Annotated in this window: 21 protein-coding genes and 1 pseudogene; 17 read left to right on the forward strand and 5 right to left on the reverse strand. The window is 60.9% G+C overall.

Annotated elements, in window-relative coordinates:
• Window positions 1-14 precede the first annotated feature (14 nt).
• The 6 genes from nuoI (at window position 15) to nuoN (ending at window position 6,551) form a co-directional block, all read left to right on the forward strand.
• Entirely contained in the window at window positions 15-557 is a 543-nt protein-coding gene (gene nuoI / locus ABLV04_RS00430; RefSeq protein WP_002913152.1) for an NADH-quinone oxidoreductase subunit NuoI, read from the forward strand.
• 10 nt (window positions 558-567) lie between these two features.
• Window positions 568-1,122 (forward strand): NADH-quinone oxidoreductase subunit J, encoded by a 555-nt coding sequence (gene nuoJ / locus ABLV04_RS00435; RefSeq protein ID WP_004201743.1) that lies wholly within the window; start codon window positions 568-570, stop codon window positions 1,120-1,122.
• Entirely contained in the window at window positions 1,119-1,421 is a 303-nt protein-coding gene (gene nuoK, locus ABLV04_RS00440; RefSeq protein WP_004865088.1) for an NADH-quinone oxidoreductase subunit NuoK, read from the forward strand. The genes nuoJ and nuoK overlap by 4 nt, the downstream gene beginning before the upstream one ends.
• A complete protein-coding gene (nuoL, locus tag ABLV04_RS00445) occupies window positions 1,418-3,259 on the forward strand; it encodes an NADH-quinone oxidoreductase subunit L (RefSeq protein ID WP_032453592.1) in 1,842 nt (613 codons plus the stop codon). The genes nuoK and nuoL overlap by 4 nt, the downstream gene beginning before the upstream one ends.
• A gap of 298 nt (window positions 3,260-3,557) precedes the next feature.
• Window positions 3,558-5,087: an NADH-quinone oxidoreductase subunit M gene (gene nuoM, locus ABLV04_RS00450; RefSeq protein ID WP_048297929.1), complete on the forward strand. Its 1,530-nt coding sequence runs from the start codon at window positions 3,558-3,560 to the stop codon at window positions 5,085-5,087.
• 6 nt (window positions 5,088-5,093) lie between these two features.
• Window positions 5,094-6,551, forward strand: coding sequence for an NADH-quinone oxidoreductase subunit NuoN (gene nuoN / locus ABLV04_RS00455; protein ID WP_004201737.1), 1,458 nt, complete (start codon window positions 5,094-5,096; stop codon window positions 6,549-6,551).
• Window positions 6,552-6,607: 56 nt separating this feature from the next.
• Here nuoN and rnz read toward each other — a convergent pair whose 3' ends face one another.
• The gene (gene rnz, locus ABLV04_RS00460; protein ID WP_032453590.1) at window positions 6,608-7,528 is read right to left on the reverse strand and encodes a ribonuclease Z; all 921 of its coding nucleotides are present in this window, start codon (window positions 7,526-7,528) and stop codon (window positions 6,608-6,610) included.
• 57 nt (window positions 7,529-7,585) lie between these two features.
• Between rnz and ABLV04_RS00465 the strand changes: the two genes are divergently transcribed.
• The 7 genes from ABLV04_RS00465 to menE all read left to right on the forward strand — a co-directional run bounded on the left by ABLV04_RS00465 (window position 7,586) and on the right by menE (window position 15,176).
• Window positions 7,586-8,047, forward strand: coding sequence for a GNAT family N-acetyltransferase (locus ABLV04_RS00465; RefSeq protein WP_032428946.1), 462 nt, complete (start codon window positions 7,586-7,588; stop codon window positions 8,045-8,047).
• A 136-nt stretch (window positions 8,048-8,183) separates the two neighbouring features.
• Entirely contained in the window at window positions 8,184-9,473 is a 1,290-nt protein-coding gene (gene menF / locus ABLV04_RS00470) for an isochorismate synthase MenF (RefSeq protein WP_044524262.1), read from the forward strand.
• An 82-nt stretch (window positions 9,474-9,555) separates the two neighbouring features.
• Window positions 9,556-11,226, forward strand: a complete 1,671-nt coding sequence (gene menD / locus ABLV04_RS00475) for a 2-succinyl-5-enolpyruvyl-6-hydroxy-3-cyclohexene-1-carboxylic-acid synthase (RefSeq protein ID WP_072422095.1) — start codon at window positions 9,556-9,558, stop codon at window positions 11,224-11,226.
• Window positions 11,223-11,981 (forward strand): 2-succinyl-6-hydroxy-2,4-cyclohexadiene-1-carboxylate synthase, encoded by a 759-nt coding sequence (gene menH, locus ABLV04_RS00480; protein ID WP_044524260.1) that lies wholly within the window; start codon window positions 11,223-11,225, stop codon window positions 11,979-11,981. The genes menD and menH overlap by 4 nt, the downstream gene beginning before the upstream one ends.
• A gap of 14 nt (window positions 11,982-11,995) precedes the next feature.
• Window positions 11,996-12,853 carry a 1,4-dihydroxy-2-naphthoyl-CoA synthase gene (menB, locus tag ABLV04_RS00485; RefSeq protein WP_004201730.1) on the forward strand — a complete coding sequence of 286 codons (858 nt, stop codon included), beginning with the start codon at window positions 11,996-11,998 and terminating at the stop codon, window positions 12,851-12,853.
• Window positions 12,853-13,818, forward strand: a complete 966-nt coding sequence (gene menC / locus ABLV04_RS00490) for an o-succinylbenzoate synthase (protein ID WP_065804899.1) — start codon at window positions 12,853-12,855, stop codon at window positions 13,816-13,818. Before menB ends, menC begins: the two co-directional genes overlap by 1 nt.
• Window positions 13,815-15,176, forward strand: a complete 1,362-nt coding sequence (menE, locus tag ABLV04_RS00495) for an o-succinylbenzoate--CoA ligase (protein WP_180265814.1) — start codon at window positions 13,815-13,817, stop codon at window positions 15,174-15,176. The genes menC and menE overlap by 4 nt, the downstream gene beginning before the upstream one ends.
• Here the strand turns inward: menE and ABLV04_RS00500 are convergent.
• Genes ABLV04_RS00500 through ABLV04_RS00510 form a run of 3 tightly spaced genes read right to left on the reverse strand, consistent with a single transcriptional unit; the run spans window position 15,173 to window position 18,129 of the window.
• Complete coding sequence (locus tag ABLV04_RS00500) at window positions 15,173-16,690, reverse strand: tripartite tricarboxylate transporter permease (RefSeq protein WP_023290502.1); 1,518 nt, start codon at window positions 16,688-16,690, stop codon at window positions 15,173-15,175. The two genes, menE and ABLV04_RS00500, sit on opposite strands and share 4 nt — an antisense overlap.
• Before the next feature lie 11 nt (window positions 16,691-16,701).
• On the reverse strand, window positions 16,702-17,133 hold the full coding sequence (locus ABLV04_RS00505; protein ID WP_023290501.1) for a tripartite tricarboxylate transporter TctB family protein: 432 nt from the start codon (window positions 17,131-17,133) through the stop codon (window positions 16,702-16,704).
• A gap of 15 nt (window positions 17,134-17,148) precedes the next feature.
• Window positions 17,149-18,129: a tripartite tricarboxylate transporter substrate binding protein gene (locus tag ABLV04_RS00510; RefSeq protein ID WP_048297924.1), complete on the reverse strand. Its 981-nt coding sequence runs from the start codon at window positions 18,127-18,129 to the stop codon at window positions 17,149-17,151.
• A 133-nt stretch (window positions 18,130-18,262) separates the two neighbouring features.
• Between ABLV04_RS00510 and tctD the strand changes: the two genes are divergently transcribed.
• A complete protein-coding gene (gene tctD / locus ABLV04_RS00515) occupies window positions 18,263-18,940 on the forward strand; it encodes a transcriptional regulator TctD (protein ID WP_032453566.1) in 678 nt (225 codons plus the stop codon).
• On the forward strand, window positions 18,927-20,333 hold the full coding sequence (locus ABLV04_RS00520; protein WP_072413752.1) for a sensor histidine kinase: 1,407 nt from the start codon (window positions 18,927-18,929) through the stop codon (window positions 20,331-20,333). The genes tctD and ABLV04_RS00520 overlap by 14 nt, the downstream gene beginning before the upstream one ends.
• Here ABLV04_RS00520 and nudI read toward each other — a convergent pair.
• Entirely contained in the window at window positions 20,325-20,750 is a 426-nt protein-coding gene (gene nudI, locus ABLV04_RS00525; protein ID WP_060590071.1) for a nucleoside triphosphatase NudI, read from the reverse strand. The two genes, ABLV04_RS00520 and nudI, sit on opposite strands and share 9 nt — an antisense overlap.
• A 138-nt stretch (window positions 20,751-20,888) precedes the next feature.
• Between nudI and ABLV04_RS00530 the strand changes: the two are divergent.
• Together ABLV04_RS00530 and ABLV04_RS00535 are read left to right on the forward strand one after the other, a co-directional pair.
• Window positions 20,889-21,818 (forward strand): annotated as a pseudogene (locus ABLV04_RS00530) (Rpn family recombination-promoting nuclease/putative transposase).
• 283 nt (window positions 21,819-22,101) lie between these two features.
• Window positions 22,102-22,644, forward strand: a complete 543-nt coding sequence (locus ABLV04_RS00535; RefSeq protein ID WP_180265813.1) for a YfaZ family outer membrane protein — start codon at window positions 22,102-22,104, stop codon at window positions 22,642-22,644.
• The last annotated feature ends 43 nt before the right edge of the window (window positions 22,645-22,687 follow it).

Consider the following 22,687-nt stretch of genomic DNA (forward strand, 5'->3'; position numbering starts at 1 on the left):
GGGGTGAATTGAACATGACCTTAAAAGAATTATTGGTGGGGTTCGGCACCCAGGTCCGTAGTATCTGGATGATTGGCCTGCATGCCTTCGCCAAACGTGAAACCCGGATGTATCCGGAAGAGCCGGTCTATCTGCCGCCGCGCTATCGCGGCAGGATTGTGCTGACGCGCGATCCGGACGGTGCAGAGCGCTGCGTCGCCTGTAACCTGTGTGCGGTAGCCTGCCCGGTGGGCTGTATTTCTCTGCAGAAAGCAGAGACGGTAGACGGCCGCTGGTACCCTGAGTTCTTCCGCATCAACTTCTCACGCTGCATCTTCTGCGGTCTGTGCGAAGAAGCGTGCCCGACCACGGCGATCCAGTTGACCCCGGACTTTGAGCTGGGTGAATACAAGCGTCAGGATCTGGTGTATGAAAAAGAGGATCTGCTGATTTCCGGTCCGGGCAAATACCCGGAATATAACTTCTACCGGATGGCGGGTATGGCAATCGACGGCAAAGATAAGGGCGAAGCGGAAAACGAAGCTAAGCCGATCGACGTCAAGAGCCTGTTACCGTAAGGAGAGGGCAATGGAATTCGCTTTTTATATCTGTGGCCTGATCGCCATCCTCGCAACCTTGCGGGTCGTCACCCACACCAATCCGGTGCATGCGCTGCTGTACCTGATCATTTCGCTGTTAGCGATTGCCGGGGTGTTCTTCTCGCTGGGCGCTTACTTCGCCGGGGCGCTGGAGATTATCGTCTACGCCGGGGCCATTATGGTGCTGTTCGTCTTCGTGGTGATGATGCTCAACCTGGGCGGCAGCGAAATCGAACAGGAACGCAAATGGCTGCAGCCGGGGATCTGGATTGGCCCGGCCATCCTCTCCGCGGTGCTGCTGGTGGTGATCGTTTACGCCATCCTCGGTATTAACGATCAGGGTATCGACGGCGCGGCGATTAACGCCAAAGAGGTCGGTATTGCGCTGTTTGGGCCGTACGTCCTGGCGGTGGAGCTGGCCTCCATGCTGCTGCTGGCGGGCCTGGTGGTCGCCTTCCATATCGGCCGCGAAGAGCGCGCCGGCGAGGTGCTGAGCAACCGTGTGAACGACAGCGACAAAAGAAAAACGGAGGAACACGCATGATCCCCTTAACACATGGACTGATCCTCGCGGCCATCCTGTTTGTGCTTGGTCTGACGGGGCTGGTGATCCGCCGCAATCTGCTGTTTATGTTGATCAGCCTGGAAATCATGATTAACGCCGCCGCGCTGGCCTTTGTGGTGGCGGGCAGCTACTGGGGCCAGACTGATGGTCAGATTATGTATATCCTCGCTATCAGCCTCGCGGCTGCGGAAGCGAGTATCGGTCTGGCGCTGCTGCTGCAGCTCCATCGTCGCCGCCAGAACCTGAACATCGATTCAGTAAGTGAGTTGCGTGGATGAACATGCTTGCCTTAACCATTCTTTTGCCATTGATTGGCTTTGTGCTGCTGGCCTTTTCCCGCGGGCGCTGGTCGGAAAACCTTTCCGCCACCGTTGGCATGGGCTCGGTAGGCCTGGCGGCGCTGGTCACCGCCTACGTCGGCGTTGACTTTTTCGCTAACGGCAAACAGGCGGTCAGCGTGCCGCTGTGGACCTGGATGTCGGTTGGGGATTTCAACATCGGCTTCAACCTGGTGCTGGACGGCCTGTCGCTGACCATGCTCTCCGTGGTGACCGGCGTCGGCTTCCTGATCCATATGTTCGCCTCCTGGTATATGCGCGGTGAAGAGGGCTATTCCCGCTTCTTCGCCTACACCAACCTGTTTATCGCCAGCATGGTGGTTCTGGTACTGGCCGATAACCTGCTGCTGATGTACCTGGGTTGGGAAGGGGTGGGTCTCTGCTCTTACCTGCTGATCGGTTTCTACTACACCGATCCGAAGAACGGCGCCGCAGCGATGAAAGCGTTTGTGGTGACCCGCGTCGGCGACGTGTTCCTCGCCTTCGCGCTGTTCATTCTTTATAACGAACTGGGTACCCTCAACTTCCGCGAAATGGTTGAGCTGGCGCCGCAGCACTTCGCTAACGGCAGCACCACGCTGCAGTGGGCGACGCTGATGCTGCTCGGCGGTGCGGTCGGTAAATCCGCCCAGCTGCCGCTGCAAACGTGGCTTGCCGATGCGATGGCGGGTCCGACGCCAGTCTCCGCGCTGATCCACGCCGCCACCATGGTTACCGCGGGCGTCTACCTGATCGCCCGTACCCACGGTCTGTTCCTGATGACGCCGGAAGTGCTGCATCTGGTCGGGATCGTCGGGGCGGTAACGCTGGTGCTGGCGGGCTTCGCCGCGCTGGTGCAGACCGACATCAAACGCGTTCTCGCTTACTCCACCATGAGTCAGATTGGCTACATGTTCCTCGCGCTGGGCGTGCAGGCATGGGATGCGGCGATTTTCCATCTGATGACCCACGCGTTCTTTAAAGCGCTGCTGTTCCTGTCGTCGGGTTCGGTGATTCTCGCCTGCCATCACGAACAGAACATCTTCAAGATGGGCGGCCTGCGCAAATCTATTCCGCTGGTGTACGTCTGCTTCCTGGTGGGGGGCGCGGCGCTGTCCGCTCTGCCGCTCATTACCGCAGGCTTCTTCAGTAAGGATGAGATTCTGGCGGGGGCGATGGCCAACGGCCATATCAACCTGATGGTGGCGGGCCTGGTCGGCGCCTTTATGACCTCGCTGTACACCTTCCGCATGATTTTCATCGTGTTCCACGGTAAAGAGCAAATTCACGCGCACGCAGGGAAGGGGATCACCCATCATCTGCCGCTGATTGTGCTGCTGGTGCTGTCCACCTTCGTTGGCGCGCTGATCGTGCCGCCGCTGGAAGGCGTCCTGCCGCAGACCACTGAACTGGCGCACGGCAACGTGATGACGCTGGAGATTGCCTCCGGGATCATCGCCATTGCCGGCATCCTGATCGCCGCATGGCTGTGGCTGGGCAAACGCACCCTGGTGACCTCTATCGCCAACAGCGCGCCTGGCCGCTTCTTCGGTACCTGGTGGTTCCATGCCTGGGGCTTCGACTGGTTATACGACAAAGTCTTCGTTAAGCCATTCCTCGGCATTGCCTGGCTGCTGAAGAGCGATCCGCTGAACGCATTGATGAACATCCCGGCGATCCTCTCCCGCTTCGCAGGTAAAGGCCTGCTGGTGAGCGAAAACGGCTATCTGCGCTGGTATGTGGCGTCAATGAGCATCGGCGCGGTGGTGGTGCTGGCGCTGCTGATGGTATTGCGTTGAGTTTGAGAACCATTGTGTTGCCCGGCGGCGCGCTGCTTGCCGGGCCTACGGGACCGTAGGTCGGGTAAGCGTTAGCGCCACCCGACAAAACAAGCCTCAAACCGAAGTGAATTTTCTGTGAGAATTCGTTGAAAATCAGGTCGTAAAGGACAGGCATTATCGGCGAAGTCAACGTGGACGCCGCCTGCGCGGAGCAACCGGAGCGTATTAAAGTACGTGAGGATTGTGAGCACAGCCGGAGTTCGCTATGACGAGTAAGATAGCCTGAACCGGACTTAAATAAGGAATAAAAATCACCATGTTATTGCCTTGGTTGATATTAATCCCCTTTATCGGCGGCTTCCTGTGCTGGCAGACCGAACGCTTTGGCGTGAAAGTGCCGCGCTGGATCGCGCTGATTACTATGGGACTGACGCTGGCGCTTGGCCTGCAGCTGTGGATGCAGGGCGGCTATTCTCTGACGCAATCCGCGGGTATTCCGCAGTGGCAGTCTGAGTTCGTGCTGCCGTGGATCCCACGCTTCGGCATTAGCATTCATCTGGCGATCGACGGCCTGTCGCTGCTGATGGTGGTGCTGACCGGCCTGCTCGGCGTGCTGGCGGTGCTCTGTTCCTGGCGCGAAATCGAAAAATACCAGGGATTCTTCCACCTCAACCTGATGTGGATCCTGGGCGGCGTCATCGGCGTGTTCCTCGCCATCGACATGTTCCTGTTCTTCTTCTTCTGGGAAATGATGTTGGTGCCGATGTACTTCCTGATCGCGCTGTGGGGCCACAAAGCCTCTGACGGTAAAACGCGTATCACGGCGGCCACTAAGTTCTTCATCTACACCCAGGCGAGCGGCCTGGTGATGCTGATCGCCATTCTGGCGCTGGCATTCGTCCACTTCAACGCCACCGGCGTGTGGACTTTCAACTATGAAGAGCTGTTGAAAACCCCGATGTCCCACGGCGTGGAATACCTGCTGATGCTCGGCTTCTTCATCGCCTTCGCGGTGAAAATGCCGGTGGTGCCGCTGCACGGCTGGCTGCCGGACGCCCACTCCCAGGCGCCGACCGCCGGTTCCGTCGACCTCGCGGGGATCCTGCTGAAAACCGCGGCCTACGGTCTGCTGCGCTTTGCGCTGCCGCTGTTCCCGAACGCCTCCGCCGAGTTTGCGCCCATCGCGATGTGGCTGGGCGTGATCGGGATCTTCTACGGCGCGTGGATGGCCTTTGCGCAGACGGATATCAAACGTCTTATCGCCTACACCTCCGTGTCCCACATGGGCTTCGTGCTGATTGCTATCTACACCGGCAGCCAGCTGGCGTATCAGGGGGCGGTGATCCAGATGATTGCTCACGGTCTCTCCGCGGCGGGTCTGTTTATTCTCTGCGGCCAGCTGTACGAACGTCTGCATACCCGTGACATGCGTCAGATGGGCGGTCTGTGGAGCAAAATCAAATGGCTGCCGGCGATGTCGATGTTCTTCGCCGTCGCCACCCTGGGGATGCCGGGCACGGGTAACTTCGTCGGCGAATTTATGATCCTGTTCGGCAGCTATAAAGTGGTGCCGGTGATCACCGTGATCTCGACCTTTGGTCTGGTATTCGCGTCCGTTTACTCGCTGTCGATGCTGCATCGCGCTTATTTCGGTAAAGCGAAAAGCGAAATCGCGGCGAAAGCGCTGCCGGGGATGTCCCTGCGTGAACTGTCTATCATCCTGCTGCTGGTGGTGCTGCTGGTGCTGTTGGGCTTCTTCCCGCAGCCGATCCTCGACACCTCGCATGCTGCGATGAGCAACATTCAGCAGTGGTTTGTTAATTCTGTTTCTACTACAAGGCCGTAATTCGCCATGACAATAACTCCACAACAACTGATCGCACTGCTACCGCTGCTGATCGTCGGCTTGACGGTGGTGGTTGTGATGCTCTCCATTGCGTGGCGACGCAATCATTTTCTCAATGCCACGCTGTCGGTTCTCGGACTTAACGCCGCGCTGGTCTCGCTCTGGTTCGTCGGCCAGAACGGGGCGATGGACGTCACGCCGCTGATCCGCGTTGACGGCTACGCTATGCTCTATACCGGGCTGGTGCTGCTGGCGAGCCTCGCGACCTGTACTTTCGCCTACCCGTGGCTTGAGGGTTACAAGGACAACAAAGAAGAGTTCTACCTGCTGGTGTTGATTGCCGCCCTGGGCGGCATTCTGCTGGCCGGTGCGAATCATCTGGCGGCGCTGTTCCTCGGCATCGAGTTGATCTCCTTGCCGCTGTTCGGCCTGGTCGGCTACGCCTTCCGCCAGAAGCGTTCGCTGGAAGCGAGCATCAAATACACCATCCTCTCCGCGGCAGCCTCCTCTTTCCTGCTGTTCGGTATGGCGCTGGTGTATGCGAACTCCGGCAACCTGTCCTTCCTTGCGCTGGGCAAGAGCCTGGCGGACAACACCCTGCACGAGCCGCTGCTGCTGGCGGGGCTCGGCCTGATGATCGTCGGTCTTGGCTTTAAGCTGTCGCTGGTGCCGTTCCACCTGTGGACGCCGGACGTTTACCAGGGGGCGCCTGCGCCGGTCTCCACCTTCCTGGCGACCGCCAGCAAGATTGCTATCTTCGGCGTGGTGATGCGTCTGTTCCTGTACATGCCGGTGGGCAACAGCGAAGCGGTGCGCGTGGTGCTGGGGCTGATCGCCTTCGCCTCTATCATCTTCGGTAACCTGATGGCGCTGAGCCAGACCAATATCAAACGTCTGCTCGGTTACTCTTCTATCTCCCACCTCGGCTATCTGCTGGTGGCGCTGATCGCCCTGCAAAGCGGCGAAATGTCGATGGAAGCCGTTGGCGTCTACCTGGCCGGCTACCTGTTCAGCAGCCTCGGCGCGTTCGGCGTGGTCAGCCTGATGTCCAGTCCATACCGTGGCCCGGACGCGGACTCGCTGTTCTCCTACCGCGGTCTGTTCTGGCACCGTCCGATCCTGTCGGCGGTGATGACGGTGATGATGCTCTCCCTGGCCGGTATCCCAATGACGCTCGGCTTTATCGGTAAGTTCTATGTGCTGGCCGTCGGTGTTCACGCCCATCTGTGGTGGCTGGTTGCCGCGGTGGTTGTCGGCTCGGCGATCGGTCTCTACTACTACCTGCGCGTGGCGGTGAGTTTGTACCTGAGCGCGCCGGAGCAGCTGAACCGTGATGCGCCGTCGAACTGGCAGTACAGCGCGGGCGGTATCGTGGTGCTGATCTCTGCCCTGCTGGTGCTGGTGCTCGGTATCTGGCCGCAGCCGCTGATTAGCATCGTGCAGCTGGCGACGCCGCTGATGTAAGTTGATTGCCTCAATAAAAAAACCGCCGGAATGGCGGTTTTTTTATGCCCGGAATGTTACGCCACCCTGTAGACCATAAAGTCTTCCGCCAGCAGGGTGTCCGGGAAAATCTCCCGGCATTCCGCCAGCATCCGCAGGCAGCCTTCGGCATCGTAGCGTGAGCTAAAGTGGGTGGCGATTAGCGTGCCGACCCCCGCTTCTTTGGCAAGCGCTGCGGTCTGCTGACTGGAAGAGTGGCCGCGGCTATTGGCTTTCTCCGCCATCGCCTGCTCCAGCGTGGTTTCGTGCACCATCACATCCGCCCCGCGCGCCATTTCCAGCGCCTGCGGGCAGGGGGCGGTATCGCCGAAGATGGCCAGCGTTTTACCCGGCGTAGCGGGCCCCAGGTAGCGGCTGCCGTCGATCGTCCGGCCATCCGCCAGCGTGACCTGTTCACCGCGCTTAAGCCGGTGAAACAGCGGTCCGGGGGGCACGCCGTCGGCAATCAGCTGGGCGGCGTCGAGGGCGCCGGGCTTGTCATGCTGCTCAATGCGATACCCGTAGCACTCCACCGGATGGCTGAGCGGGAACGCGGTGACCCGATAGCCCTCTTCGTCGAACACCAGACCGGGGCCGACTTCGATGATGGTCAGGGGATAATCGGTCCACGAACCGCTGAGGCGCAGCGCGGTGTCAATGAATTCCTTTATTCCTTTTGGTCCGTAGACCGTCAGCGGCAGCGAATTCCCCTGCATCGAGCGGCTGCACAGCAGGCCGGGCAGGCCGAACAGATGGTCGCCGTGCAGATGGGTAATAAAGATCTTATTCAGTTTGCCTGGATGATGGGGCGTATGCAGAAATTGATGCTGGGTCCCTTCGCCGCAGTCAAACAACCACATTTCGGCGCGGGTTGGCTGTTGCAAATTGAGTATTATCGACGTCATATTACGCGTGCGGGTCGGCACCCCGGCGGATGTCCCCAAAAAAGTTAATTCCATCGTCCAGTGTCCTCAGGGCGAGTCGCAAAGTATCAGTATATCAATAAGGAGCAGCAGATGATGACCTGGCAGGATCTCCATCATAGTGAACTGACCGTTCCCCAGCTGTATGCGCTGCTGAAGCTGCGCAGCGAAGTCTTTGTCGTGGAGCAGCAGTGCGCCTATCAGGATGTCGACGGCGATGATTTGGTCGGGGAAAATCGCCATCTGCTCGGCTGGCGCGATGGCGAACTGGTGGCCTATGCGCGGATCCTTAAAAGCGAAGAGACGTACGATCCGGTGGTGATTGGCCGGGTTATCGTCAGCCCCGCCGCGCGCGGCGAAAAGCTCGGCCATCAGCTGATGGCGCAGGCGCTGGCCAGCTGTCAGCGGCACTGGCCGCAAAAGGCGATTTACCTCGGGGCGCAGGCGCATCTGCAAGCCTTTTACGCCCACTTCGGTTTTACGCCAGTGACTGAGGTCTATGATGAGGATGGCATTCCGCACATCGGCATGGCGCGGGAAAGCCGCGCTCTCTGACCCCCTCAACACTCGCGTCCCAACCTTGTTCCGGGCCGGCGAGCAGGTGAGTTAAAACCCGCTCCCTCGTCATGGGTACTGCTATTCCGCCGTTGAACCCCTTATAATGTGGGGTTTTACTACCGTGGAGGTTTGCGTGCTGTCTGTTTCCACTGCGCTGGCCCGTTTACGTGACGGCCTGAGTGAGCCCTTTCCTGACTCACCCGGCACGCGAATTATCGATATTGCCTTTCCGCTGAATGATGCCTTCGATCCGCTGCTATGGTGCGGCCAGCAGCCGCAGTGGCCGCAGTTCTACTGGCAGCAGCGCAATGGCGACGAGGAGCTGGCGGCGCTGGGGGCGGTAAAAAGCTTTCCCTCGCTCGACGCCGCAAACCGCTTTTTACACCAGGCCGGGCGGCAGGATCTGCGCATCTGCGGCCTGAATGCGTTTGCCCCGCAGCAGGGCCGGCTGGTGCTGCCGCGTCTGGAGTGGCGTCGGTGCGGCGGTAGGGCCGTGATGCGGCTGGTGCTGCACAGCGACCTCTCCCTGCGCGACGATGCCGTGACGGCGCGTGATTTTCTCGCCAGTCTGACCACCGCCCAGGCGACCCCTGGCGGCGTGCCGCCGCTGCTGAGCGAGCGCCACTCCTCCGATTATCCCCAGTGGCAGGCAATGATAGACCAGGCGACGCAGGCCATCGCCGCCGGCGACATGGATAAAGTGGTGCTGGCGCGGGCAACCGACCTGCAGTTTGCCGCCCCGCTGGATGCCGTGAGTATCATGGCCGCCAGCCGCAGCCGCAATCTTAACTGTTTTCATTTCCTGATGGCGTTCAATGCCCGGCAGGCGTTTTTCGGCTCCACGCCGGAGCGGCTGTGGCGCCGGCGCGGCGCGCTGCTGCGCACCGAAGCGCTGGCGGGCACCGTCGCTAATCATCAGGATGACGCGAAGGCGCAGCAGCTGGCCGACTGGTTGATGAAAGACGACAAAAATCAGCGGGAAAACATGCTGGTGGTGGAGGATATCTGCCAGCGCCTGCAGAGTGAGGCCTCGACGCTGGACGTTCTGCCGCCGCAGGTGGTGAGGCTGCGCAAGGTGCAGCATCTCCGACGCTGCATCTGGACCGAGCTGGCGGAGCCTGACGACAGCCGCTGTCTGCTGCAGCTCCAGCCCACCGCCGCGGTGGCCGGCCTGCCGCGGCGGGCGGCGCTGGCATTCATTCAGCGCCATGAACCTTTTTCCCGTGAATGGTACGCCGGCTCCGCCGGGTATCTGTCGCTGGCGCAAAGCGAGTTTTGCGTGGCGCTGCGTTCGGCGAAAGTGGACAACGACACTCTGCGACTGTATGCCGGGGCGGGGATCGTCAGCGGCTCCGATGCGCAGCAGGAGTGGCAGGAGATTGACAACAAAGCGGCCGGGCTGCGCTCGCTGCTGTGTCCATAAGACGGGAATGACGATGCATATCAAAACGCCGTCACTTTGCCTTATCTATACTTAGCATCAATATTTGATACCGGACAATTTCATGTCAGTAAGCGCATTTAACCGACGCTGGGCGGCGGTGATCCTGGAAGCTTTAACGCGCCACGGCGTGCAGCATATCTGCATTGCGCCGGGCTCGCGCTCGACACCCTTAACCCTGGCGGCGGCGGAAAACCGCGCCTTTATCCATCATACCCATTTTGACGAACGCGGCCTCGGCCACCTGGCGCTCGGTCTGGCGAAAGCCAGTCGTCAGCCGGTGGCGGTTATTGTGACCTCCGGGACCGCCACCGCGAACCTATATCCGGCGCTGATTGAGGCGGGGCTTACCGGGGAAAAGCTGATTCTCCTGACCGCCGACCGTCCGCCGGAGCTGATCGACTGCGGCGCCAATCAGGCGATTCGTCAGCCGGGGATGTTCGCCTCCCATCCGTCGCAGACGATTTCTCTGCCGCGTCCCTCGCAGGACATTTCCGCCCGCTGGCTGGTCTCGACCCTCGACCAGGCCTTGGGCGAGCTGCACGCCGGCGGGGTGCATATCAACTGCCCGTTCGCCGAACCGCTGTATGGCGATATGGATGATACCGGCGTGGAGTGGCAGCAGCAGCTCGGCAACTGGTGGCAGAGCGATAAACCCTGGTTACGTCAGGCGCTGCAGATGGAAAGTGAGAAACAGCGCGACTGGTTCTTCTGGCGGCAAAAGCGCGGCGTGGTCGTGGCGGGCAGAATGAGCGCTGCCGAAGGGAAAAAAGTGGCCGAGTGGGCGCAAACCCTCGGCTGGCCGCTGATCGGCGATATCCTGTCACAGACCGGGCAGCCGCTGCCGTGCGCTGACCTGTGGCTGGGCAACGGCAAAGCGGTGAGCGAGCTGGCGCAGGCGCAGATCGTGGTTCAGCTCGGCAGCAGCCTGACCGGCAAGCGGGTCCTGCAGTGGCAGGCCACCTGCGAGCCTGATGAATACTGGCTGGTGGATAATCTGCCCGGCCGTCTCGATCCGGCGCAGCACCGCGGCCGTCGTCTGCTCGCCAGCATTGACCGCTGGCTTGAGCTTCACCCGGCGGAGAAACGCCAGCCGTGGGCGACGGCTATTCCTGAACTGGCCCGACAGGCGTGGGAGGCGGCGGTCGCCAGCAACGAACCCTTTGGCGAAGCGCAGCTGGCGCAGCGAATTCGGCGCTATCTGCCGGAACAGGGGCAACTGTTTGTCGGCAACAGCCTGGTGGTGCGCCTGATCGACGCCCTGGCGCAGCTGCCGGCTGGCTACCCGGTTTATAGCAACCGCGGCGCCAGCGGCATTGATGGCTTGATCGCCACCGCCGCCGGCGTCCAGCGCGCCAGCGCCCGGCCAACCCTGGCTATCGTCGGCGATCTTTCGGCGCTGTACGATCTCAACTCGCTGGCCCTGCTGCGCCAGGCGTCGGCGCCGCTGGTGCTGATCGTGGTGAACAACAACGGCGGGCAGATTTTCTCCATGCTGCCGACGCCGCAGGACGAGCGGCGCCAGTTCTACTTAATGCCGCAGGACGTTGATTTCAGCCACGCGGCGGCGATGTTCGGCCTGGCCTATCATCGCCCGGCTGACTGGCAGGCGCTGGATGAGGCGCTGGCCGGCGCCTGGCGCAGGGCAGGGGCGACGGTGATTGAGCTGGCGGTCAATGAGACCGACGGCACGCAGACCCTCCAGCAGCTGCTGGCGCAGGTAAGTCGCCTGTGACCCTCAGCGCTGCAGTCGAACATGGCCAGCCGGGTTATCCCTGGCTGGTCTTTCTGCACGGTTTTTCCGGCGACCGCCATGAGTGGCGGGAAGTAGGCGACGCGTTTCGCGCCTGGCCGCGGCTGTATCTCGATCTGCCGGGCCACGGCGGCTCGGCGGATATCGCGGTGCAGGACTTTGCCGGGGTCAATATTCTGCTGCAGGCTACGCTTAATAGTTACAACATACTTAACTACTGGCTGATCGGTTACTCGCTGGGGGGCCGGGTGGCGATGAACTTCGCCTGCCAGCCGCGCGCGGGCCTGCGCGGCCTCGTCGTTGAGGGCGGCCATCCGGGGCTGCAGGATGCCGAAGCGCGGCAGGCGCGGCGCAGCAACGACAGCGCCTGGGCGGAACGTTTTCGCCATGAGCCGTTGGCGCAGGTCTTTGCCGACTGGTATCAGCAGCCGGTCTTCGCTTCACTGGATGCCGGGCAGCGCGCGGCGCTGGTCGCCTTACGCAGCCGGAACAACGGCGCGACGCTGGCCGAGATGCTGCAGGCGACCTCCCTTGCCGGGCAGGCCGATCTGCGCGCGTCCCTGCAGGCGCGCGATTTCCCCTTTCACTACCTGTGCGGCGAGCGCGACGCGAAGTTTCGCGCCATCGCGCAGGCGCTCGCGGCGGATCTCCATCTTATTCACCATGCCGGACACAACGCGCACCGGGACAACCCGGCGGCGGTGATTGCCTGTCTGGCGCAGATTCTGGCAAGTTAACTGAAGGACATTCTATGATCTCTCTTGATGAAGCAATGCTCTATGCCCCTGTTGAATGGCACGATTGTTCCGAAGGCTATACCGATATTCGCTATCACAAATCGGCCGACGGCATTGCCAAAATCACAATCAATCGCCCGCAGGTGCGCAACGCCTTCCGCCCGCTGACCGTCAAAGAGATGATCCAGGCGCTGGCGGATGCTCGTTATGACGACAATATCGGGGTGATTGTCCTGACCGGGGAAGGTGAGAAAGCCTTTTGCGCCGGCGGCGATCAGAAAGTCCGCGGCGATTACGGCGGCTATCAGGACGACTCCGGCGTGCATCATCTCAACGTACTCGACTTTCAGCGCCAGATCCGCACCTGCCCGAAACCGGTGGTAGCGATGGTGGCCGGCTACTCTATCGGCGGCGGCCACGTGCTGCACATGATGTGCGATCTGACCATCGCGGCGGAAAACGCCATCTTCGGTCAGACCGGGCCGAAAGTCGGCTCCTTCGACGGCGGCTGGGGCGCCTCCTATATGGCGCGCATCGTCGGGCAGAAAAAAGCGCGCGAAATCTGGTTCCTCTGCCGTCAGTATGACGCGCAGCAGGCGCTGGACATGGGGCTGGTGAACACCGTGGTGCCGCTGGCGGATCTGGAAAAAGAGACGGTGCGCTGGTGTCGTGAAATGCTGCAGAACAGCCCAATGGCGCTGCGCTGTCTGAAAGCGGCGCTGAACGCCGACTGCGACGGCCAGGCCGGTCTGCAGGAGCTGGCGGGCAACGCCACTATGCTGTTCTACATGACGGAAGAGGGACAGGAAGGCCGCAATGCCTTCAACCAGAAACGTCAGCCGGACTTCAGCAAATTTAAACGGAATCCCTAATGCGCGTTTCGCAGGTTTACCGCTGGCAGATACCGATGGACGCGGGCGTGGTGCTGCGAGAACGGCGGTTAAAAACCCGCGACGGGCTGTTCATCCACCTGCGGGAGGGTGAGCGGGAGGGCTGGGGGGAAATTTCTCCCCTGCCGGGATTCAGCGCAGAGACCCTGGCGGAGGCGGAGGCGGCGCTGCTGCCCTGGGCTCAGGCCTGGCGCGACGGCGCGGAGCCGGCGCTTCCTGCGCTGCCCTCTGTCGCCTTTGGCATCAGCTGCGCGCAGGCGGAGCTCAGCGGCGAGCTGCCGCAGGCCGCGGATTATCGCGCGGCGCCGCTCTGCTCCGGCGATCCGGATGAGCTGTTCGCCAGACTGGCGGCGATGCCCGGCGAGAAAGTCGCTAAGGTGAAAGTGGGGCTCTGGGAGGCGGTCCGCGACGGCATGGTGGTTAATCTGCTGCTGGAAGCCATCCCCGACCTGCAGTTGCGTCTGGATGCCAACCGGGCCTGGACGCCGCTGAAAGCGCAGCAGTTTGCGAAATATGTCGATCCGGCGTATCGCCAGCGCATTGCCTTTCTTGAGGAACCTTGTAAAACGCGGGAGGACTCGCGGGCCTTTAGTCGCGAAACCGGGATCGCTATCGCCTGGGATGAAAGCCTGCGCGAGGCGGATTTTCGCTTCGTCGCCGAGCCGGGCGTGCGCGCGGTGGTGATCAAGCCGACGCTAACCGGCAGTTTACACCGGGTTCAGCAGCAGGTCGCCGCGGCCCATGCGCTGGGGCTGAGCGCGGTGATCAGCTCGTCGATCGAGTCCAGCCTCGGGTTAACCCAGCTGGCGCGGGTTGCCGCCTGGCTGACGCCGCAGACCATCCCCGGACTGGACACCCTGTCGCTGATGGGCGCCCAGCTGGTGCGGGCGTGGCCGGAAAGCCCCCTGCCGATGCTCAGCATCGATACGCTGGAGCCGCTGCTGTGACCTTTCGCGACTGGCCCTGGCGGCACTGGCGCCAGCGGCGCGGAGAGGCGCAGGCGCTGCGCCTGAATGACCAGCCGCTGACCTGGCGCGACCTGTGCGCCCGCGTTGACGCGCTGGCGGCCGGGTTTGCCGCGCAGGGCGTAACCGAAGGTCACGGGGTGGCGCTGCAGGCTTTTAACCAGCCGTCGACGCTGCTGGCCTGGCTGGCGCTGCTGCAGTGCGGCGTGCGGGTGCTGCCGCTGAATCCGCAGCTGCCGACGGCGTTGCTGCAGGAACTGCTGCCAGCGTTGACCGTCCAGCATCAGCTGGTGCTTAACGGCGATGCGCTGCCGGGGGATTTACCGGCGTTAACCCTGCAGGCGACAGCGGGAACCCATGCTGTGCCGTGGCGTGGGGATCGTTTCGCCTCAATGACGCTGACCTCGGGGTCGACCGGTTTGCCGATGGCGGCAGTGCATCATGCCAGCGCCCATCTGGCCAGCGCCGCCGGCGTGCTGGCGCTGATGCCGTTTGCCGCAGAAGATGACTGGCTGCTGTCGCTGCCGCTGTTTCATGTCTCCGGCCAGGGGATTATGTGGCGCTGGCTGCTGGCCGGCGCGCGGCTGACGGTGCGCGATAAACAGCCGCTGGCGCAGATGCTGCAGGGCTGTACCCATGCTTCGCTGGTGCCGACTCAGCTGTGGCGCCTGCTGAATGACGATGCTGCGCTTACCCTCAAGGCGGTGCTGCTCGGCGGCGCGGCGATCCCGGTCGAATTGACCGAGCGGGCGCGGGGGCAGGGGGTACGCACCTACTGCGGTTACGGCCTGACCGAATTCGCTTCCACCGTCTGCGCTAAAGAGGCCGACGGCGCGGCGGATGTGGGCGCGCCGTTGCCGGGGCGGGAGATGAAAATCGTTGCCGGCGAGGTCTGGCTGCGGGCGGCGAGCATGGCCGCGGGCTACTGGCGCGACGGTCAATTGTTGCCATTGACCAACGACGAAGGGTGGTTTGCCACCCGCGATCGCGGCGAGATCATCGATGGACGGCTTACTCTCCTCGGGCGCCTGGATAATCTCTTTTTCAGCGGTGGGGAAGGGATCCAGCCGGAGGAGGTGGAACGGATCATCGGGGCGCATCCGCAGATACAGCAGGCGTTTGTCGTGCCGCTGGACGATGCGGAATATGGCCAGCGTCCGGTAGCGGTGGTGGAATGCGATGACGGCTGCGAAATGAGCGTGCTGGCGGCATGGAGCGCGGAACGGCTGGCGCGTTTCCAGCAGCCGGTGCGTTGGCTGCGGCTGCCGGAAACGTTAAAGAACGGTGGGATTAAGATCTCGCGCCGGGCGCTGCGCGAATGGGTCAATTCGCCGGCTTAGCCGATATTGGCTTCGGCGCGACGCTGGCGCTGTTTACGCCGCAGACGCAGCAGCGGCGGCACCACCAGCACGGCGATAGCCAGCACCAGCAGCGTTTTGGTCACCCCGCTTTGCCACAGGATCGCCAGATTGCCGTTGCTGATCGACAGCGCGCGACGCAGGTTCTGCTCCAGCATCTCCCCCAGCACGAAGCCCAGGATCAGCGGCGACATCGGGAAGTGCATTTTGCGCATGATGTAGCCGAGCACCCCGAGCCCCACCATCAGCAGCAGGTCAAAAGTAGTGCTGTGTACCGCGTAGACGCCGACGGCGGAGACCGCGGCGATGGCCGGGACCAGAAACCACAGCGGAATGGTCAGCATACGGGTGAACAGGCCGATCAGCGGAATGTTCATGATAAGCAGCATCACGTTGGCGATCAGCAGGGCGGCAATCAGCCCCCAGACGATATCCGGCTGCTCGGTGAACATTGCCGGGCCGGGGGTGATGTTATACAGCGTCAGCGCGCCCATCATCACCGCGGTGGTGCCGGACCCCGGCACGCCGAGCGTCAGCATGGGAATAAAGGAACCGCAGGCGGAGGCGTTATTGGCCGCTTCCGGCGCCGCCACGCCGCGAATATCGCCCTTGCCGAAGTTATCGCTGTTACCGCTGAGTTTTTTCTCCGTCATGTAGGTAATGGCGCTGGCGATGGTCGCCCCGGCGCCGGGCAGAATGCCGACGAAGAAACCCACCACCGAAGAGCGCAGGGTCGCGCCGACGCACTGCGCGGCCTCTTTGGTGTTAAACAGCATCCGTCCGGTTTTCCGCACCAGCGTTTGTCCGCCGCTGGTGCTCTCCAGCATCAACAGGATCTCTGAAACCGAGAACAGGCCGATCACAACCACAATAAACTGTACGCCGTCCGAGAGATGGACGCTGTCGAAGGTGAAGCGGTAAACCCCGGTATTGGCGTCCACCCCTACCGTCGCCAGACCCAGGCCGATTAACGCCGCGAGGAACGACTTCAGCGGGTTCTGCGCCATCATGCTGCCAAGACAGGCGATGGCGAAGACCATCAGCGCGAAGTACTCCGCCGGACCGAACGCCAGCGACCACTGGGCGAGCAGCGGCGCGAACAAAATAATACCGCCGATGGCGATCATTGAGCCAAAGAAGGAACTGACGGCGGAAATCGACAGCGCAACACCGCCGCGACCCTGCTGGGCCATCGGATAGCCGTCGAGGGCGGTCATAATGGCGGCGGCATCGCCGGGCACGTTCAACAGAATTGATGAAATACGCCCGCCGTATTCGCAACCGATATAAACCGTCGCCAGCAGGATCAGCGCCGACTCCGCGGGTAAATGCAGGGCGAAAGCCAGCGGCAGCAGAATCGCCACGCCGTTGATAGGCCCCAGCCCCGGCAGGAGGCCGACGATAGTCCCGACAAAGCAGCCGATCAGGGCGATCAGCAGGTTCTCCGGCGTCATGGCGACGGCGAAGCCCTGCGAGAGATAGATCCAGGTATCCATAAACGCCTCCGTTAATTAAACCAGATGCCAAGGGGCAGGGTGACATCGAGCAGGGTGTCGAAGGCGTACCATAACGACACGCCCATCGCGACGCCGGCAATGCCCGCCGCCGGCAGCGTCGCGCCGAACAGCAGACCAATGATCGCCGTCAGCAGCGCGGTGGCCAGCGGAAAACCGAGCCATTCAAACCCCCAGGCGTAGACCACCAGCACCACGACCATGGTCAGCAGACGCTGCAGCACATGCCGTCCCGGCCACTCGACGGCATCCGGGCGACGCAGCAACATTAACGCCGAGCACAGCAGCATCAGGCCGATGATCCCGAGCGGGAAGGGACGCGGGCCGACGGGTTCATAGGCGTATTCGCTGTGGATCTGCCAGGCGATAAACAGACCGCCAATACATAACAACAGCCACACTCCGGCAAAAATACGATCGCTCATTAGCGCCTCCGCGGATTATTTTGCCAGGCCAAAGGCTTTCGCCTGTTCGCGATAGTCGCTGACCTGCTGCTTAACGTAGGTATCGAGCTCCTTGCCGTTCATGTTGAATTCAAACAGGCCGCGCAGTTCACGTTGCTTTTTGAACGCTTCGGTTTGCTGCAGTTTAGTGAATTCATCGACCCACCACTGGTACTCGGCGTCGCTGACTTTCGGGCCCATAAAGAAGCCGCGAATAATCGGCCAGACCAGGTCGTAGCCCTGCTCTTTAGCGGTGGGGACATCGGCGAGCGCGCCCGGCAGTCGTTCACTGGAGAAGACCGCCAGCACGCGGATTTTATTGCCCTGCAGATAGGGCACCATCTCGCTGAGATCGCCGGAGACCGCCTGCACATGGTTACCGAGCAGCGCGGTCACCGGCTCGCCGCCGCCCTCAAAGGCGACGTAGCGCATTTTATGCGGGTCGACGTTGGCTTTTTGCGCCAGCAGCGCCGCTTTCATCCAGTCCTGGCTGCCGATGGAGGCCCCGGCGCCAATCACGATACTGGAGGGATTTTTCTCCATCGCGGTCATAAACGACTTCAGATCTTTCCATGGCGAATCGGCGCGCACGGCGATCATGCCGTAGTCGGTGCCGACGCTCGCCAGCCAGCGCACGTCATCGACGCTGTAACGGCCGAATTTACCCTGCGACAGGTTCAGCAGCGAGCCGCCGGAGAAGGCGACGACGGTCCCCGGCTCTGCCGGGCGCTGGGCGACAATGGCGTTGTAGGCTACCGCGCCCACGCCGCCGGGCATATAGGTGACGCGCATCGGTTTCTCGATAGCGCCGGTTTCCATCAGGCTCACCTGAATCAGCTTACAGGTCAGGTCAAAGCCGCCGCCGGGTTTAGCGGGCGCGATACATTCGGTGCGGGACGGGGCCTCCGCGGCGAAGGCGGATGTGGTGCAAAGGCACAGCGCGATGGCGCTCAGATGGCGGAAAAATGGCGTTTTCATAGGCTTCCTCAGCAGGTACAGGGCAGGTTTTTTTGATTATGTGAACCGACATATGGCGATTCGGTTGCATGATTGTTAAAACAGTTACCTTTCATTTCCCTTTCAATGCAGCAGCAACGTTACAGGATGTGATATGCGTCTCTTATTAGCCGAGGATAATCGTGAGCTGGCTCACTGGCTGGAAAAAGCGCTGGTGCAGGGCGGTTTTGCCGTAGATTGCGTCGCTGACGGGCGTGCGGCCGACCATCTGCTGCAAAGCGAGCAATATGCGCTGGCGGTGCTGGATATCGGTATGCCGGGGTTCGATGGCCTTGAAGTGGTGCAGCGGCTGCGCAAGCGCGGGCAGACCCTGCCGGTGCTGTTGCTGACCGCCCGCAGCGCGGTAGCGGACCGGGTGAAGGGCTTAAATGCCGGCGCGGATGACTATTTACCCAAGCCCTTTGAGCTGGAAGAGCTCGACGCCCGCCTGCGGGCGCTGCTCCGGCGCAGCGAAGGGCAGGTGCATGAGGTGCAGCAGCTTGGCGAGCTGGCGTATTGTGACGAAGGCTATTTTTTACTCCGCGGCCAGATGTTGTCTCTGACGCCGCGCGAGCTGGCGCTATTGAAAGTGCTGATGTTTCGCCGCACCCGCCCGGTTTCCCGTCAGCAGCTGTTCGAACAGGTGTTCAGTCTCAGCGATGACGTCAGTCCGGAAAGCATCGAACTCTACATTCATCGTCTGCGCAAGAAACTTCAGGCGAGCAATGTGCGTATAACCACCCTGCGCGGTTTAGGCTATCTGCTTGAGTGCGAGCGCCATGAGATGGAGTAAGCCGCAATCGCTCTATGCCCAACTGTTGCTGTTTCTCGGCCTGCCGCTGGTCCTACTGTGGGGACTCTCCGCGTTTAACAGCTACGTCAGCGCGCTGCAGGCGGCGACGCAAGCCTACGATCGTACCCTGCTGTCGTCGGCGCGGACGGTGGCCGAGCAGCTGGTGGTTCGCGGAGGGCAACTGGAGGTGAATGTGCCCTGGGTGGTGCTGGACAGCTTCGAGCTCAATATGAACGATCGTCTCTATTACAAGGTGCTCGACCCGCAGGGGAAGGTCATTTCCGGCTATGACGATCTGCCCGCGATGCCGCCCTCCACCTCGCGAACTCAGCTCTATCCGGCGCTGGCGTGGTTTTATCATACCGAATATCGCGGTCAGGCAATCCGCGTGGCGCGCCTGCTGCAGCCCATCAACGAAGGCGGCATCGTTGGCATGGCGGAGATATATATTGCCGAAACGCTGCAGTCCCGCCGCTGGCTGGCCGGACAATTACTCTTCTCATCCTGGGTGTCGCAGGGGTTACTGGTCCTGTTGACGCTGGTGCTGGCAGCCTGGCTGCTGCGTCGCGTGCTGCGGCCCATGCGTCAGCTCTCCGCGCTGATGGTGCGCCGTGAACCCGGTCTGCTGACGCCGCTGCCGGAGCTGCTGCCCTGGTCGGAAACGCGGCTGCTGATTGTCGCGTTCAACCGCTACATCGACCGCCTGCGGGTGATGATCTCCCGCCAGGAGCGCTTCAGCGCCGATGCGTCCCATCAGCTGAAAACACCGCTGGCGGTGCTGAAAACGCAGGCTTCGGTAGCCCTGGCCAGCGACGATCCGCAACTGTGGCGCGAAAGTCTGCAGGCGATGCGCGCCACGCTGGACGATACGGTCTTGTTAACGGAGCGGTTGCTGCAGCTGGCGACGGTAAAACAGCGGGAGCAGGCGTTTGCGGTGATTAACTTGCCGGAGATTGTGCGCAACAGCTGCTTTTCACGTATCGCGCAAGCGCGGAGCAAACATATCGATCTTGGCTACGAGGGCGAGCAGTCGGCGGTATATGTGGCAGGCGATAGCGTTCTGCTGGGGGAGCTGTGCGCTAACCTGCTCGACAATGCCATTCGCTATACCCCGGAATATGGAACGGTCACGCTTAGCCTGCATCGCGACGGCGACGCCGTGTTGCTCAGCGTGGAAGACAGCGGTCCGGGAATTGACGACCACCAGGTACACCAGGCGCTGATGCCGTTTCGCCGCCTCGATAACGCGGGCGCGATTCCCGGCGCCGGGCTGGGCCTGGCGCTGGTTAACGATATCGCACGTTTGCATCGTAGCCACCTGCAGCTTTCGCGCAGCGAAAGCCTGGGCGGACTGAAGGCGACGCTGCGCCTGCTGACCGTGGCGTCAGAGTAGCCCCTTCATGCTCAGGGTGAGGCGGGTGGCGGCATTGAGATCGTAGTTTTTAAGCTCATCCGCTTTCACCCAGGCGTAATCGTCAAACTCCTCGTTGATCGTTACGTCGCGATTGGCGCTAACGCAATCGAAGATCAGATAGATCATATAGATCGTTTCCTGGCGCCCGTCGGGATAGGTTTTCACGCGGGTATCGTCGCGGAAGCTCCATGGCGTGATACGGGTCAACTGCAGTTTTTCGCCAAGCTCCTCGCGGACTTCGCGTCGCAGCGCCTCTTCAATACTTTCCCCCGACTCCACGCCGCCGCCGGCCAGCGCCCACTGTCCGGGAAAAACCCCGCGGTCGGCAGCCATCTTGCACAACAGGTAATGGCCATCATTTTGGATTAGCGGGCAAACAATCGTCCTTTGACGCATGATTTTTCTCCTTCGCAGTAAGTCGGGCCGGGTATCGAGGAAACAGTTTGCGAGGCGCCTCGGCAAACCGCAAGGGAAATACGGCGCTGGCTTTACAGAGTGATAAGTTAAGCGAAAATTATCGTATGGAGAGCCACCATGGAAAGGACCACCCATTCCCCACATGACGCCGTGTTTAAACACCTACTGTCGCATCGGGCGACGGCGCGGGATTTTCTGGACATTCACCTTCCTGAACATTTGCGAGAATTATGCAATCTGCAAACGCTGCAGTTGGAGTCCGGAAGTTTTATCGATGAAGACCTGCGCGCCAGCCATTCCGATATTCTTTACTCGCTGCAAACCTAGGCGGGGGACGGATATATCTATCTGCTTATCGAACATCAAAGCTCTGCGGACCGTCATATGGCATTTCGCCTGATGCGTTATGCGATAGCAGCGATGCAGCGCCATCTGGATAAAGGACATACGCAACTGCCATTGGTGATCCCGCTGCTTTTTTATCATGGGCAAGTCTCGCCCTGGCCGTATCCCATGTGCTGGCTGGAAGGATTTGCTCATCCGCAAACCGCGCGGCAAGTATACAATCAGGATTTTCACTTAATCGATATCACGGTGCTTCCTGACGATACAATAATGCAGCACCGACGGGTCGCGATGCTTGAGTTGCTGCAAAAGCATATCCGGCAACGCGATATGATGGAACTGCAGGAGCAACTAGCCAGCCTGTTGGCGCTGGGATACACTAGCCGCAGACAGCTCAGGACGCTGCTTCACTATTTATTGCAGGCAGGAAATGCCGCCGATCCGGTCGCCTTTTTACGTAATCTTGCGCAAAATGTCCCCAGACGGCTGCATAAGGAGACGCTAATGAACATTGCCCAGTTTCTGGAACAACGCGGCCATCAGCAGGGCCTTGAGCAGGGCCTGCAGCAAGGTCTTGAACAGGGAGAACAATTGGCTGCGCAACGTATTGCCCAGGCGATGCTGGAAAACGGGCTTGATCTGGCGCTGGTGGCGAAGCTGACGGGGCTTGCGCCGGAGCGCCTGGCCCTGCTCGCCCATTAATTTTTCTGCTTCCTTCAAACAGCCTGCGCGATGGCGATTGCGCAGGTAAATATAGATTTATTCAATCAATACAACCTAATTAAATATAATTCCACTGAATATGAATTCGGTGAAATTTACTTTCTTTCGCAAATGCGCGGCGGTATTGCTGTAAAAAGACGCAACTGGTTACACTCTTGTGAAAAATCATTTCGCCAGGTTATTGATTCCTGACGAGTGCGCAGTAGAATTTTCAGGTTTTTTCGGGACTTCTTTGATTTTAATTTTCTGGATAGAGTAAATAATGAAAAAAAGCATTTTTATGGCGCTGGCTGGCGTCATGCTGGTCTCTTCGGCGGCCCATGCGATCAGCGTTACCGGCGAAGCAGGCGAGCATTACACCAACCTTGGGGTCGGCTTCGGCACCGAGTCCACCGGTCTGGCTGTTTCGGGTAACTGGCTGCACAGCGATAACGACGGCGACGCCGCGGGTTTAGGCCTGGGCCTGAATATTCCGCTGGGGCCGTTCCTGGCGACCGTGGGCGGTAAAGGGGTATACACCAACCCGAAACAGGGTGATGAAGGTTATGCGGCCGCGGTCGGCGGCGGCCTGCAGTGGAAAATCGGCGACAGCTTCCGTCTGTTTGGCGACTACTACTACTCTCCAGATTCCCTATCCAGCGGCATTGACAGCTATCAGGAAGCCAACGTCGGCGCCAGCTGGACCATTATGCGTCCGCTCAGCATCCAGGCAGGCTATCGCTATCTGAACCTGGCGGGCAAAGATGGCAACCGCGATAACACCATCGCCGACGGCCCGTACATCGGCGCCAGCGCCAGCTTCTAATCTCCTCCGGCGCGGTCTCTTCTTGCCGCGCCAGATTTTCCTC

This window comes from Klebsiella sp. JN_Kp127, assembly GCF_040062505.1.
Lineage (GTDB): Bacteria > Pseudomonadota > Gammaproteobacteria > Enterobacterales > Enterobacteriaceae > Klebsiella > Klebsiella quasipneumoniae.

Bases quoted from the DNA above. Each gene is read 5' to 3' on its own strand.
- nuoI (WP_002913152.1), top strand. From the start codon at position 15: ATGACCTTAAAAGAATTATTGGTGGGGTTCGGCACCCAGGTCCGTAGT.
- nuoJ (WP_004201743.1), top strand. From the start codon at position 568: ATGGAATTCGCTTTTTATATCTGTGGCCTGATCGCCATCCTCGCAACC.
- nuoK (WP_004865088.1), top strand. From the start codon at position 1,119: ATGATCCCCTTAACACATGGACTGATCCTCGCGGCCATCCTGTTTGTG.
- nuoL (WP_032453592.1), top strand. From the start codon at position 1,418: ATGAACATGCTTGCCTTAACCATTCTTTTGCCATTGATTGGCTTTGTG.
- nuoM (WP_048297929.1), top strand. From the start codon at position 3,558: ATGTTATTGCCTTGGTTGATATTAATCCCCTTTATCGGCGGCTTCCTG.
- nuoN (WP_004201737.1), top strand. From the start codon at position 5,094: ATGACAATAACTCCACAACAACTGATCGCACTGCTACCGCTGCTGATC.
- rnz (WP_032453590.1), bottom strand. From the start codon at position 7,528: ATGGAATTAACTTTTTTGGGGACATCCGCCGGGGTGCCGACCCGCACG.
- ABLV04_RS00465 (WP_032428946.1), top strand. From the start codon at position 7,586: ATGATGACCTGGCAGGATCTCCATCATAGTGAACTGACCGTTCCCCAG.
- menD (WP_072422095.1), top strand. From the start codon at position 9,556: ATGTCAGTAAGCGCATTTAACCGACGCTGGGCGGCGGTGATCCTGGAA.
- menB (WP_004201730.1), top strand. From the start codon at position 11,996: ATGATCTCTCTTGATGAAGCAATGCTCTATGCCCCTGTTGAATGGCAC.
- menC (WP_065804899.1), top strand. From the start codon at position 12,853: ATGCGCGTTTCGCAGGTTTACCGCTGGCAGATACCGATGGACGCGGGC.
- ABLV04_RS00500 (WP_023290502.1), bottom strand. From the start codon at position 16,690: ATGGATACCTGGATCTATCTCTCGCAGGGCTTCGCCGTCGCCATGACG.
- ABLV04_RS00505 (WP_023290501.1), bottom strand. From the start codon at position 17,133: ATGAGCGATCGTATTTTTGCCGGAGTGTGGCTGTTGTTATGTATTGGC.
- ABLV04_RS00510 (WP_048297924.1), bottom strand. From the start codon at position 18,129: ATGAAAACGCCATTTTTCCGCCATCTGAGCGCCATCGCGCTGTGCCTT.
- tctD (WP_032453566.1), top strand. From the start codon at position 18,263: ATGCGTCTCTTATTAGCCGAGGATAATCGTGAGCTGGCTCACTGGCTG.
- ABLV04_RS00520 (WP_072413752.1), top strand. From the start codon at position 18,927: ATGAGATGGAGTAAGCCGCAATCGCTCTATGCCCAACTGTTGCTGTTT.
- nudI (WP_060590071.1), bottom strand. From the start codon at position 20,750: ATGCGTCAAAGGACGATTGTTTGCCCGCTAATCCAAAATGATGGCCAT.
- ABLV04_RS00535 (WP_180265813.1), top strand. From the start codon at position 22,102: ATGAAAAAAAGCATTTTTATGGCGCTGGCTGGCGTCATGCTGGTCTCT.